This window comes from Haladaptatus ordinarius, from assembly GCF_054177595.1.
Map to the genome: position 1 here is coordinate 90166 of NZ_JBPEHH010000005.1, position 11806 is coordinate 101971.

Genomic DNA, 11806 nt, shown 5'->3' on the forward strand with positions numbered 1-11806 from the left:
GAGACGCTCCCCGAAGTCACTTCGGTAGCGTCCCCGAGTGTGGTGGCGGCAACAGCACCTCCGTGTTCGGATGCTCGGAACGCCACTCCTCCCACGTCGTGAGCGTCGACGGGCGAATCGGCAGTTCGTCGCCGGTTCGCGGGCCACAGATTGCTTCGGCGAGTATCTGACTCCAGTAGCTGCCGGTCGCCTCGTCGGCCAGCACGAGGTTCCCCGAGTTCCGGACGCTGGCCGACTCGTTCTCGGCGGTCGCGCCGAAGACCTTCCCCTCCTGTTCACTCGCCCCCGCCCTGAGTCCAGGGGCCTGCCACGTCATCGTTCGCGCTCTCTCGTATCATCGTTCGTACACGCTCGTCTTCGGGTGGGCGTCGAGCCACGCGAACCAGAACAACGGTGGCACGTCGGTCGCTCGGTCGAGTTTCGTCCCCTCACGCGTGCCATCCACGGCTTTGCCGGTGGTTCGTCGCCAGCGCGACCCGCCACCACGCAGGTGCGTTCGTCCGTCTGCCTCGAACCGGAAGGTGGTCCCGTCGACCCGTCGGTCGTAAGCGACCAGCGTCTCGCCGGGGGCACTGGCGACGACGACCGGTTTGCCGCCAACTTCGTCGTTGACGACACCGGCACGACGCACGCTCGCGGGGAAGTCGGTGACGTTCCACGTTCCGCTCCCGGAACGGCGGCGGTCTGCGACCGGGTTCGTGCTGTTCGGCGTCGTCTACGCCGTGGCGGCGGCGGGTTGTACCGCCCCCATCTTCATCGCCGTCGCGCTGAGCGCCCTCTCCGCCGGGTCGGTCACCGCGGTGATGACCCTGGGCGCGTACGCTGGTGGGATGAGCCTGCTGATGGTCGCCGTCACCCTCCTCGCCGCCCTCGGTCGTGACACGCTCGTTCGCCGTCTCTCTCGCCAGTCGGGCAGACTGACGCGAGTCGCTGGCGCGGTGCTCGTCGTGGCCGGGCTCGTCCAGCTCTACTACTTCCTCTTCGAGTTCGGCGGTATCGAACTGCTCGGCCAGTACGGCATCGGCTAGGATTCGAAATCCACGACAGCTACTCGATAGTAGCAGGCCGACCAACCGCCGGTGGCCCACGCCGGCTAACCGCCGGGGGCGTGCTATCTTCGCTTTGCTTACCCCTGGTGTTCTCGTGAGCAACGCGAACGAGGGCTTTCTACGCCGACTTTGTTGATTCGAGCATTTCTTCGTCTGACGAATTTCCACACCGTCACTCCGGTGCGACGAGTTCGACTTTCGTCCGTTCCGGGTCTTCGAAGTAGACGGCGTAGTGGTCGTCGCCGCCAGCGTGAGGGTGGTCGTCTTCGTAGAGAATCGGGACGTCCCGCTGCCGCAATTTCTCGGTCAACTCGTCCACGTGCTCGCGCGACTCGGCGTGGAAGGCGAGGTGGTTCAGCCCCGGCCGACAGCGGTGGTAGGGGACGTCCAGATACTCCTCGTCGGCCTGTACGAGGACGAGGTAGGTCGGACCACGCTTCCACGACCGACCGCCGTCCCAGTCCTGGTAGACAGAGTAGCCGAGTTTGCCGAGCAACCACCCCCAGAACGAGGCCGACGTCTCGATATCGGAGGCGTACAGTTCGACGTGATGGAGGAGTCCTGACTGAGTGCTGTCCATGACGGGTATCTCACACGATAGCACGAAATCGTTGTCGAATCATCAGGTCCGTGTGATCTCACGAGGGATCGCTCCCGCTGTGCCGAACTCTACCGTCGTGTCCGACCGTAATTTCAAAACCTCAATGATATGTTAATTATTATTTCATATAAATTATACTCTCTGGCCACGTATCAGCCCCATGCGTCTCGTTCAGGTGCTCATTCCGGAGGGGGGGCGGGCGGCCGTGCTCTCCGTCCTCGACGACGAGGGTATCGACTATGCGGTCTGGGAGGAGACGGGTCGCGGCGACTTCGAGGCACTGGTCTCGTTTCCGGTGCCCGAAACCGGCGTCGAACCCGTGCTCGACCGACTGTACGCGGCGGGCATCAAGGAAGACGCCTACACCATCGTCGTGCCGACGGAGACGGTCGTCTCCGAGAAACTCGGGAAACTGAAAGAACGATACGGCGGTCATCGCATCTCGCGTGACGAACTCGTCGCCCGGGCCGAGGACCTCGCACCCGCGGCGTCGACGTTCTTCATCTTCCTCGTCGTGAGCACGCTCATCGCGACGACCGGGCTGTTGCTCGATTCGGCGGCGACCATCATCGGGGCGATGGTCATCGCGCCGCTGATGGGACCCGCCATCTCCGCCAGCGTCGGGGCGGTTCTCGCGGACTCCGACATGACGTCCCGAGGCGTGACGCTGCAGGTGACCGGTCTCCTCGCAGCAATCGCCACCGCCGCCATCTTCGGACTGTTATTGAAAGAAACCGTCCTCTTGCCTCCGGTCGACATTCGAACGATTCCACAGGTCGTCGAACGGACGACGCCGAATTTCCTCTCGCTCTTTCTGGCGCTGGGGTCGGGTATCGCCGGTGCCGTGAGCATCATGCGGGGGGCGGGGTCGGCACTGGTGGGCGTCGCCATCGCAGTCGCGCTCATCCCGCCCGCCGCGACGTCGGGTCTCGGTTTGGCGTGGGGGTACCCCGGCGTCACCATCGCCGCAAGCGTGCTCGTGCTCGTGAACTTGCTCGCCATCAACCTCTCGGCACTCATCCTGTTCTGGGTCGCCGGATACCGCCCCGAAAGAGGAGAACACGCCGAGGAGGCTCGTCGGAGAGTCCGGGTCCGTATCGGCACCATCGTTCTCGGCATCGCTCTGTTGTCCATCGCCCTCGGTGCCGTCACGTGGGCATCCTTCCAGGTCGGAAACGTCGAGCAAGTGGCGGAAGTCGAAGTCGATGCGATGTTCGACGACGACGGCCAGTTCAGTGCATTGAAAGCCGAGTCTGTCAGCGTCGAATACGACGTGGACGACGTGCTACTCGATAGGCCCGCCCAGGTCAACGTCGTCGCAGCACACCGCCCGAACGAAGAGATTCCACCCGACGTGGCACGGCGAATCGACGACAGAATGACCAGAGAGACTGGACGGGACGTCGTCGTGGACGTCGTCTTCGTTCCCGGTCAGACCACTGAATGATTACTGCGGAAGATTCCTCTTTCGACGATGGTGAATGCGCCATCTCCGTCGCCATCTTCAATCAGCGAGGGAATCCCGGCCTTTTAGGCCGGGCGGGAATCGCGTAAACTTCACTACGCAACCGCCGAAACCGGCAGGCTTAGGACCCCTCGTTACATAACTACTCTTGTTGGAAGAAGGCGGCAGAACAAGTCGTCGACGCTGATTTCGTTGGTTGCGCAACCACAGCAAGTCTCGGCAGGGCCAAAGAGCTGAACGCGGTTACAGTCGCTATCGTTCTCGGTCGGACCACGCGACTGTTCTTTGTCGAGACGGGGTAACTGTCACCTGCCCCCTGGAATCGGGAATGATGACCGCGACACGTCCGAGACGGTCCTTGTGAAGCCCTATATGGGTGCGTAGCAGGGGTAGAGCGAGAGAACACCGGTAAGAAGTTGTGTTCCTGGCCTGGTCTGGCCATACACAAGCCTCGGCGTTTACGCCGGGGTAGGTGACCCCCTCACAGAGGCCGTCACGCCTATTGAACTCGGTGGCGAACTCCCACGCATGACAGACCTCTCGATTCGCACGTCGTCGTTCACCCACGGCGAGTCGATACCCGAGAAGTTCACCTGCGGGGGAGCGGACGTCTCTCCGGAGCTGACCGTCGGGAACGTCCCCGAGGAGGCCGAGTCGCTCGTGGTCATCGTCGACGACCCGGACGCGCCGGACACGACGTTCACCCACTGGCTGCTCTGGAACCTGCCGCCGGATACCGTCGAGATACACGAAGACGTCCCCCCGACGGAGACGGTCGGCACGCTTGACGGCGCGTGTCAAGGCCGAAACGACTTCGGCGAACTGGGCTACCGTGGACCGTGCCCACCGGAGGGACACGGTCCACACGAGTACCGGTTCCGACTCGTCGCGCTCTCCGAGATGCTGGACGTGGAACCGGGCGTCCCCCGCCGCGACGTAGACGACGCACTCGACGGCGTTCGAATCGCGGAGACGCAGTTCACGGGGACGTTCGAGCGTTGAGTCTCCGCTTTCGTTTCTCGCCCGTGCCCATCCGTCGTCCGCAACCCACATTATCCGTCTACTCCAATCGACGTGTATGACGCTGGCGGACAGGGAGTGGCGATTGATTCGAGAGGAGTCGTGGGACGGCCCACTGAACATGGCGCTGGACGAGATAGCGGCCGAAACGGCCGCCGAGGGCGGCCCGCGTACCCTCCGCGTCTATCGGTGGGACCCGAGTACGCTCTCGCTGGGCTACCGACAGGACCCCGAGACGGTCGATTGGGAGTTCTGCGAGCGCGAGGGCATCACCGTCACCCGACGACCGACGGGTGGTGGTGGCATCTATCACGACAACTTCGGTGACATCTCTTACTCCATCGTCGCTCCCGCCGAGGAACTCCCCGGCGACCTGATGGAGACGTACGAACTGCTCTGTGACCCCATCTTCGACGCCTTCGAGCGCATGGGAGTCGACGCCCAGTTCACCGACGAAACGCTGCCCGTGCTCCACGAACCGGCGTGTTATCTTCGGGAACTGCACCCCGCCCACGACGTCGTGGCGAACGGGCGGAAGATAAGCGGCAACGCCCAGTACCGGCGGAAAGACGCCGTCATCCAGCACGGGTCGCTGAAGTTCGCACTCGACGCGAAACGTCATCTGTCGACCTTCGCCGACCCGCAAACGACGCCCAGGACGTTCCACGAGCGCGTGACGACGATAAACGAACGGGCGAGTATCGACCGCGACGAAGCCGTCAGTGCCCTCGAAAACGCGCTCCGTGACTGGGGGGACGCCGAAGACGGGTCGTGGACGGACGACGAGTTGTCTTGTGCGCGCGAACACGCGGACGCGAAGTTCGGAAGCGACGCGTGGACGAAACGGCGTACCGACCCGACAGCGTAGATTTCCGACGAGTGGAGACCAAACTCGCGACCGTCTCCCATCGGTTTCGTCGAATCGAACACGCTACTGTTCTGTCAGTCTAAATATCTACGGATTCGGCAATTCGCACGCGCTTCGAAGTACCTTTGACGCCCCGATTAGTAGTCGGCGTACATGCGAGTCGGAGCACACGTTTCCATCTCCAGTTCGAAAGTCTCCAGTGACGAGTCGAAACCTCCACACGGGAACATCGCCGACGCCGTCCACCGGCAGGTCGCGTTCGGCGGCAACTGTGGGCAGATATTCACCACTTCGCCACAGGTGTGGAAGGACCCGGAGATAAGCGACGAGGAGGCGGAACTGTTCAGAGCCGAAACCGACGAGAAACTCGACGGCCCGTGGGTCATCCACTCGTCGTACCTCGTCAACCTCTGTACGCCCAAAGACGACCTCCGCGAGAAATCCATCGCCAGCATGCAGACCGAAGTCGACGCCGCGGAGAAACTCGGCGTCGAGTACGTGAACGTCCACCTCGGCGCGCACACCGGCGCGGGCGTCGACGGCGGCCTCGAAAACGCCGCCAGCGCGCTGGACGAACTGGAGGTTCCGGACGGGGTGGCCGTCCTCGTCGAGAGCGACGCCGGAAGCGGGACAAAACTCGGCGGCGACTTCGAACACCTGGCCGAAGTGCTCTCCCGGTCGGAACAGGACCTGGACGTGTGCCTCGACACGGCACACGCCTTCGCGGCGGGGTACGACCTCTCCACCCGCGACGGTGTCGCAGACGTCGTCGAGGAGTTCGACGACGTGGTCGGCCTCGACCACCTCCAGTGTATCCACCTGAACGACTCGAAACACGAGTGTGGAACCAACAAGGACGAACACGCCCACATCGGGAAGGGTCTCATCGGCGAGGAGGGGATGGACGCGCTCATCAACCACCCCGAACTCGAAGACGTACCGCTCGTCCTCGAAACGCCGACCGAGAACGGGAAGGGCTTCGCGTGGAACATCGCCCACGTGAAAGAACTGCGCGAGAACGGCGACTGCTGAGAATCGCCACCTGCAAATAATTTTGCCACCCGACTGAAACCGCCCGGTGTGCGCTCTCAGTCGAAACTCCTCCAACTCGTCGGTGGAGTCGGCTACACCGTCTTCGACTGGCGATTCGATTCGACGGAGAATCCGGTCGTCACGGGCATCGCCATCGTCTGTGTCGTCGTCGCGGTCGTGGCGACGGTTCTGCGTGCTCGGTGACCAATCGAGTTCGTGGACGAAATCTGCGTTCTCCTACGCCAGTACGAATCCGAACAGCCAGATTGCGCCCATCCCGACGACGAGCGTCGCCAGGATGTCCTCCGTCTTCCACGCGACCAGCACCGCGAGCGCGCCCGCGAACAGGCGTGCGTTGTCGAGCGAGAGCGCGAGCGTGTCGTCCACGTAGACGAGCTGTGGGACGACCAGCGCCGAGAGTACCGCCGCGGGGACGAGACGAAGCGCCTGTTCGACGCGTTCCGGAACGGCGTCGAGTCGACCGAACAGGGCGATAAAGGACAGCCGAATCGCGTAGGTTCCGAGCCCCGCGGCGACGATGATGAGCCAGAGCGTCCCCGTACCGAACTCCGTCTGTGGCACTCAGGCCACCTCCTCGACCAGCATCCCCGCGAGGATACCGATGATTGCCGCAGTGACGAGTCCGAGATTGAACGGTAGCCCGTTGGCGGCGACGGCGACCGTCCCGCCGACGAGGGCCGCGACGGTCGTCGCGCGGTCGGTCACGCTCGGGACGAGCACCGCGAGGAAGACGAGGGGGACGGCGAACTCGAGTCGCCAACTCGCGGGGACGCTCGTCCCGAGGAGAATACCGGCGACGGTGGCGATCTGCCACGTTACCCAGAGGGGGACGGCGATGCCGAGGTAGTACCACCGCCGACTCGTCGTCTCGTCGTGTTCGAACTCTAGCAGGGAGACGGCGTAGGCCTGATCGGTGAGCAGGTACGCGAGCCCCGCCTTCCACCGCGCCGACTGGCGTTTGAAGTAGGGTGCGATGGACGCGCTGTACATCATCATCCGGAGGTTGATGACGAGGGCGGTAAACACGACGACCGCCACGGGTGCAGTCCGTCCGATGAGGTCCGCAGCGGCGAGTTGCGACGCGCCAGCGAAGATGATGACCGACATCGCAATCGCCTGGATGGCTGGGATACCGGCGTTCACCGCGGCGACGCCAGCGACCATTCCGAACGGAGCGACCCCGAGCAGTATCGGGAGGGTGACTCGAACGCCGGAGAGGAAATCGGTGCGTGATGACGACACTGTCTCACCGTAGGTTCGCTTTCGGCTATCAACCTTGGTATGTCGGTAAGCCGTCGACCCGAACCACCCCGTTTTTTTGTGCCACTGCTCGAAGCGATGAGACGAGACCGTGCGCGAGTTCTCCGCCGACTACCTCCGACGAACGCGAGCAGGGATGTGGGAGTCCCGCGAGTCGCTCTGTGACCTCCAGCTCGACACCCGAGAGCGAATGCTGGACGTCGGCTGTGGGACGGGCGAACTCGCCGCCGTCCTCGCCGAAGAGACGCCAGGCGAAGTCGTCGGCGTCGATGCCGACCCACGATTGCTCTCGGTCGCGCGAGAGCACGTCCCCGTCGTCGCCGGTGACGCCAACCGCCTTCCCTTCCCGGACGACAGTTTCGACCTCGTCGTCTGTCAGGCCTTGCTCATCAACCTGCCCGACCCGGAGCGTGCAGTGCGGGAGTTCGCCCGCGTCTCCTCAGACCTCGTCGCAGCCATCGAACCGGACAACTCGGCGGTGTCGGTCGAATCGACGGTTTCCGCGGAGAGAGACCTCTCCCGCCGCGCACGCGAGGCGTACGTCGCGGGCGTGGAGACCGACGTCGCGCTCGGCGGTGAGGGAACGAGAGAGGCCTTCCACGCCGCTGGACTCGAAGCCGTTTCGACCCGGACGCACCATCACTCGAAGACGGTCGAACCGCCCTACTCGGAATCCGACGTAGAAGCCGCGAAACGCAAAGCGACTGCGGGGGCACTGGCTGACAGGCGCGAGACGCTGGTCGGGCCACTCACCACCGAAGAGTACGACCGACTCCGCACCGAGTGGCGCGAGATGGGCCGTGCCGTCGTAGACCAGATGCGAACGGACGAGTATCGGCGGGCCGAGGTCGTCCCGTTCTACGTCACGACCGGCCGCGTCTGAACGCCCGAGAATTTACATACCGAAACGTGCCCAACGTCGGCGTGACCTGAGAATCACCGCGCGAGGGCCGCACGACCGCCCGGCCCTCGCGCGGACAGCGTGCCGCCCGTTCGCCCTTCGACACCTACACCACGTCGCCGCGGACCGTCGCTCCGTCCTGTCGGCGTCGATAGGACTCGACCGCTTCGGCGGCATCGGCCGTCTCCGATTCGTCCATCCCGAGCATCTCCAGCGCGTCTGGAAGCGTCGGGAAGGCGAACTCGCTTGCGTGTAGCTTCCGGAAGGCTTCCTCGCTTCGCTGACCGTCTACCCAGAGACAGACGCCGCGTGGGTCGAGAATCTGTTCGTATGCATCACGAGCCATCGCACCACGCAGACGTTGCGTGACGTTGTCCTCGAAACTCGAATTACAGACTTCGAGGTGGACCGGTTCGTCCTCGGGGAGGAGGTGGGTCGCCAGACACTTCTCCGGGGCGGCATAGCCATTGTCGTTCGCCCGAATCAGGTCGGGATGTTCGTCGGCCCACGCAGCACGGACCGTCTTCCCGATGCCTTTCACGCCGTGAGTGGTTTCGAACTCGGCTTCGCGGTCCGGGTCGTCACTCCGAAGGAGGATGTCTTTCGTCACGTACACGTCGAGTCGGTCGATGGGGTCGAGTCCCAGCGCGACGTCGCCGTACACCCATATCTCGCGGACCGGGACGGGCATGGTCTCGTTTTCGACCGTCTCTACGATTTCCTCGACGCGCTCGATCGCCACGCTTCGCTCCATCGATATTCGGTTCGTGTTTGGTGTGAATAAGTCCGATGGAACGCCGCCCGGTCGGTGGTGTCCCGACGATTACGGTCGTTCGGGAGGCGTCCGAGCGACCACCGTCGTGACTCACTGGAACATCCGAAACGGCTCGGCGCGCGAAATGTTGTCATCATCGGACTCTCCCATCCGGTGTGCGAACTGTGCTTTCTCCGCCCGAATCTCTTCGGCGTGCTTAAACCGCCAGTATCGAGAAACCCCCGCCGGTTTCGGCTGTCCTGCCGTCTCGAGTGTGCAGTGGCCGCGAGGTTTCTGTCGGACGCCCACGTCGTTTCACCATGGTCGAATTTCGAACCGAATCCGGCGTTTCGGTGCCAGCAGTCACCGCGGACGAGATGCGGGAAATCGACCGAGTGGCGGTCGAGGACGTCGGTCTGCCGTTGCTCTCGATGATGGAGAATGCGGGACGAACGCTCGCTCGACACGCACTTGACCTCTCGGATGGGGCGGTCGTCGTGTTCGCAGGTGCTGGTGGAAACGGTGGCGGCGGCCTCTGTTCGGCCCGTCATCTAGCGAACCACGGCGTCTCGGTGCGTGTCGTCCTCGACCGTAGTCCCGACGAACTCACGGGCGCGACCCGCACCCAGTATCGAATCATCGACTCGATGGACGTTCCCTTCACGACGGAATCACGGGCTGACACCTCGCTCGTCGTCGACGCCGTGCTCGGATACGGTCTCGACGGCTCGCCACGCGGTCGTACTGCTGACCTCGTAGAGGCGAGTAACGATGCGGACAGGGTTCTTTCACTCGATGTTCCATCGGGAGTGGACGCCTCGACCGGAGAGACGCCGGGCGTCGCCGTCACGCCCGACCGAACGCTCACGCTCGCGCTCCCGAAAACTGGGCTCGCCGACGTTCCCGGCGAGATATTCCTCGCGGACATCGCCATCCCTTCCGTCGTCTATCGCCGAGTGGGAGTTGACCACGGACCCCTCTTCGATGGGCGGTACTCGTGTGAACTCTTCGGGGAGTAAGACTCTGTCTTCAACCCAGAAACGCGAAGGGCTATCTGAAGGCGTACACTGCGTCACTCGACGCGTACACCCGTTCGCCGACCGCGACGCTCTCGACCTCGTCACTGCTCGCGTCCGTCGAAATCGTAGGCGACGACGTCGTTTTCCTCCGTTCCGACGTACACTGCGTCGTCCACCGCGAGAGCACAGACGTCCGCTCCAGCAGACCACACCTCCCCGCACGAATCGAATGCGACGACTCGTCCGTCGACGGCCGCGAACACCAGTTCGTCGCGTGCGGCGAGGACATCGACCGTTCCGAGTCCGTCACAGCCACCGTCGTACGTCCAGCAGTGCTCGCCCGACCGCGTGTCGAACGCACTGACCCAGCCATCGCCGCCGACGAGGACGCGCTGGTTCGTGACGACTGGCTCGCACGCAATCTCGCCGTCACACCCCGTCTGCCAGCATTGGCTGCCGTCTCGTTCGTAAGCGCGAACCGTCGCGCCGTTCGTCACGTAGAGGAAATCCCCGACCGAAAGGGTCTCTCCGCCGTCCGCAGACCACCGTTTCGACCCAGTCTCCGTGTCGAGCGCGAGCAGTTGGCCACCTGCTACGTACACCGAGTCGTCGACGGCGACCGTCCCCGTGACGTCCGCTCGCCACGCCAACCACTCCGGAACGGACAGCGAGTAGAGGAACCCGTCGCGGTCGGTGATGTAAACGGCGTCGTCGACGGCGGACGAGAGACACGAGCCTCCGAGGTCACGGATGGGAACACGCCAGCGTTCCTCACCGGATGCCAGGTCGAGCGCCACGACCCCATCGTCGTCGCCGGAAATCGGGACGTAGATGGCGTCGGTGACGACGGGGGTTCCGGCGCTCTCTCCGCCGTCTCAGAAGTGGCATCGCACCCACAACTTCGGAGTTTAGCCGGGTGATGCGTGCCTTCTTTTCACGCTACTCACGATGAATTGAGTTACGTCTGCCGATTCTCTACTCGAACAATCCCCTACCTATCTTGCCGGTAGGCACGCATCAGAACCCCATCCTCCGAAAGTCTGCGCACCACGTTTCCGGGATGTAGAGCGTCTACAAACGAATATCGGCGGAATCAAACGCAATCTGAGGAGTGATCGGGGTCGGTCTCTCTTTCCATCGCTAGCTGATGGGAAAAGACGGCTCGATTGGGAGACAGCAGCCGAACTCACGTGCAGAACGCGAGTCCTGCGGCTTGCCGCAGGCGAGCGCGAGGAGAGTGTTTCCTCATCCACCCTCTCGGAGTGACTGGCCGACCGCCCGGACGAACGTCCTGGCGGTCACGACCGGTGGCGATCTGATTTCCTGATCCATGCCGACTTTCACCAGAAAGTCGGTGAGCCGCCAGAGATTGTACAGCAGTGCTGCAAACGTAAAGTTGAACAACCGGACGCGGTAGTCCTTCGACGAGGTCTTCGGGAGGAACGCCTTCACTGACTTGTACTGGTTCTCGATATCCCAGCGACGGCTGTAACTATTGGTGACGTGAGCGATCTCGTCGGGATCGACGTGATCGCGGTTCGTTACAAACACCGCGTAGGTTCCCTCGGCATCATCACTGGTTGCTGGAACGTACAGGTATTCGGCGGTGTGATCGATATCCCCGTCGGTCCCGACGGGGATATCGTGATTGACAGCCGCGTCAACGCCCTCTTTGCTCTTGATTTTCTTGATCGCTTGGTAATCCGGCTCGTATCTCGGCACTGGCATCGTGTACAGCAAGCCACGACCGTCGATCTCGGCGCGAACTTCCCTGGTGTAGAAGTCACTGTCCAACAGAACTTCGTCGAGATCAACG

Annotated in this window: 17 protein-coding genes; 8 read left to right on the top strand and 9 right to left on the bottom strand. The window is 63.2% G+C overall.

Annotated elements, in window-relative coordinates:
- Positions 1 to 16: 16 nt before the first annotated feature.
- Positions 17 to 316 (bottom strand): DUF3179 domain-containing (seleno)protein, encoded by a 300-nt coding sequence (locus tag ACR3FF_RS03745; RefSeq protein WP_458186170.1) that lies wholly within the window; start codon positions 314 to 316, stop codon positions 17 to 19.
- A gap of 18 nt (positions 317 to 334) precedes the next feature.
- Positions 335 to 631, bottom strand: a complete 297-nt coding sequence (locus ACR3FF_RS03750; RefSeq protein ID WP_458186172.1) for a DUF3179 domain-containing (seleno)protein — start codon at positions 629 to 631, stop codon at positions 335 to 337.
- On the opposite strand from ACR3FF_RS03750, the gene ACR3FF_RS03755 reads away from it, so the two are divergent.
- The gene (locus tag ACR3FF_RS03755) at positions 609 to 1028 is read left to right on the top strand and encodes a hypothetical protein (protein ID WP_458186173.1); all 420 of its coding nucleotides are present in this window, start codon (positions 609 to 611) and stop codon (positions 1026 to 1028) included. The genes ACR3FF_RS03750 and ACR3FF_RS03755 overlap by 23 nt on opposite strands.
- A 193-nt stretch (positions 1029 to 1221) precedes the next feature.
- On the opposite strand, the gene ACR3FF_RS03760 is transcribed toward ACR3FF_RS03755, so the two are convergent.
- Positions 1222 to 1629 (bottom strand): VOC family protein, encoded by a 408-nt coding sequence (locus ACR3FF_RS03760; RefSeq protein ID WP_458186174.1) that lies wholly within the window; start codon positions 1627 to 1629, stop codon positions 1222 to 1224.
- A 181-nt stretch (positions 1630 to 1810) separates the two neighbouring features.
- Between ACR3FF_RS03760 and ACR3FF_RS03765 the strand changes: the two genes are divergently transcribed.
- From ACR3FF_RS03765 to ACR3FF_RS03785, 5 genes are all read left to right on the top strand, one after another.
- On the top strand, positions 1811 to 3097 hold the full coding sequence (locus ACR3FF_RS03765; protein ID WP_458186175.1) for a TIGR00341 family protein: 1287 nt from the start codon (positions 1811 to 1813) through the stop codon (positions 3095 to 3097).
- 546 nt (positions 3098 to 3643) lie between these two features.
- On the top strand, positions 3644 to 4117 hold the full coding sequence (locus tag ACR3FF_RS03770; protein ID WP_458186177.1) for a YbhB/YbcL family Raf kinase inhibitor-like protein: 474 nt from the start codon (positions 3644 to 3646) through the stop codon (positions 4115 to 4117).
- Between the two features lie 76 nt (positions 4118 to 4193).
- The gene (locus tag ACR3FF_RS03775) at positions 4194 to 5003 is read left to right on the top strand and encodes a lipoate--protein ligase family protein (protein WP_458186179.1); all 810 of its coding nucleotides are present in this window, start codon (positions 4194 to 4196) and stop codon (positions 5001 to 5003) included.
- Positions 5004 to 5156: 153 nt separating this feature from the next.
- Positions 5157 to 6035, top strand: coding sequence for a deoxyribonuclease IV (locus ACR3FF_RS03780; RefSeq protein ID WP_458186181.1), 879 nt, complete (start codon positions 5157 to 5159; stop codon positions 6033 to 6035).
- 48 nt (positions 6036 to 6083) lie between these two features.
- Positions 6084 to 6239 (top strand): hypothetical protein, encoded by a 156-nt coding sequence (locus tag ACR3FF_RS03785; RefSeq protein ID WP_458186183.1) that lies wholly within the window; start codon positions 6084 to 6086, stop codon positions 6237 to 6239.
- 33 nt (positions 6240 to 6272) lie between these two features.
- Here the strand turns inward: ACR3FF_RS03785 and ACR3FF_RS03790 are convergent, their stop codons facing one another.
- On the bottom strand, positions 6273 to 6617 hold the full coding sequence (locus ACR3FF_RS03790) for an AzlD domain-containing protein (protein ID WP_458186185.1): 345 nt from the start codon (positions 6615 to 6617) through the stop codon (positions 6273 to 6275).
- Positions 6618 to 7298 (bottom strand): AzlC family ABC transporter permease, encoded by a 681-nt coding sequence (locus tag ACR3FF_RS03795; protein WP_458186187.1) that lies wholly within the window; start codon positions 7296 to 7298, stop codon positions 6618 to 6620.
- 109 nt (positions 7299 to 7407) lie between these two features.
- Here ACR3FF_RS03795 and ACR3FF_RS03800 point away from each other — a divergent pair, with 109 nt between their 5' ends.
- Positions 7408 to 8199, top strand: coding sequence for a class I SAM-dependent methyltransferase (locus ACR3FF_RS03800; RefSeq protein ID WP_458186189.1), 792 nt, complete (start codon positions 7408 to 7410; stop codon positions 8197 to 8199).
- A 124-nt stretch (positions 8200 to 8323) separates the two neighbouring features.
- On the opposite strand, the gene ACR3FF_RS03805 is transcribed toward ACR3FF_RS03800, so the two are convergent.
- Positions 8324 to 8971, bottom strand: coding sequence for a DUF7095 family protein (locus ACR3FF_RS03805; RefSeq protein WP_458186191.1), 648 nt, complete (start codon positions 8969 to 8971; stop codon positions 8324 to 8326).
- A 111-nt stretch (positions 8972 to 9082) separates the two neighbouring features.
- Positions 9083 to 9280 (bottom strand): hypothetical protein, encoded by a 198-nt coding sequence (locus ACR3FF_RS03810; protein WP_458186193.1) that lies wholly within the window; start codon positions 9278 to 9280, stop codon positions 9083 to 9085.
- Between the two features lie 11 nt (positions 9281 to 9291).
- Between ACR3FF_RS03810 and ACR3FF_RS03815 the strand changes: the two genes are divergently transcribed.
- Positions 9292 to 9990: an NAD(P)H-hydrate epimerase gene (locus ACR3FF_RS03815; RefSeq protein WP_458186195.1), complete on the top strand. Its 699-nt coding sequence runs from the start codon at positions 9292 to 9294 to the stop codon at positions 9988 to 9990.
- 101 nt (positions 9991 to 10091) lie between these two features.
- On the opposite strand, the gene ACR3FF_RS03820 is transcribed toward ACR3FF_RS03815, so the two are convergent.
- Complete coding sequence (locus ACR3FF_RS03820) at positions 10092 to 10787, bottom strand: outer membrane protein assembly factor BamB family protein (protein ID WP_458186196.1); 696 nt, start codon at positions 10785 to 10787, stop codon at positions 10092 to 10094.
- A gap of 448 nt (positions 10788 to 11235) precedes the next feature.
- Positions 11236 to 11806, bottom strand: a 571-nt coding sequence (locus ACR3FF_RS03825; protein ID WP_458186199.1) for a transposase, incomplete at its 5' end; no start/stop codon positions are given.

Bases quoted from the DNA above. Each gene is read 5' to 3' on its own strand.
- ACR3FF_RS03745 (WP_458186170.1), bottom strand. From the start codon at position 316: ATGACGTGGCAGGCCCCTGGACTCAGGGCGGGGGCGAGTGAACAGGAG.
- ACR3FF_RS03760 (WP_458186174.1), bottom strand. From the start codon at position 1,629: ATGGACAGCACTCAGTCAGGACTCCTCCATCACGTCGAACTGTACGCC.
- ACR3FF_RS03765 (WP_458186175.1), top strand. From the start codon at position 1,811: ATGCGTCTCGTTCAGGTGCTCATTCCGGAGGGGGGGCGGGCGGCCGTG.
- ACR3FF_RS03770 (WP_458186177.1), top strand. From the start codon at position 3,644: ATGACAGACCTCTCGATTCGCACGTCGTCGTTCACCCACGGCGAGTCG.
- ACR3FF_RS03775 (WP_458186179.1), top strand. From the start codon at position 4,194: ATGACGCTGGCGGACAGGGAGTGGCGATTGATTCGAGAGGAGTCGTGG.
- ACR3FF_RS03780 (WP_458186181.1), top strand. From the start codon at position 5,157: ATGCGAGTCGGAGCACACGTTTCCATCTCCAGTTCGAAAGTCTCCAGT.
- ACR3FF_RS03805 (WP_458186191.1), bottom strand. From the start codon at position 8,971: ATGGAGCGAAGCGTGGCGATCGAGCGCGTCGAGGAAATCGTAGAGACG.
- ACR3FF_RS03815 (WP_458186195.1), top strand. From the start codon at position 9,292: ATGGTCGAATTTCGAACCGAATCCGGCGTTTCGGTGCCAGCAGTCACC.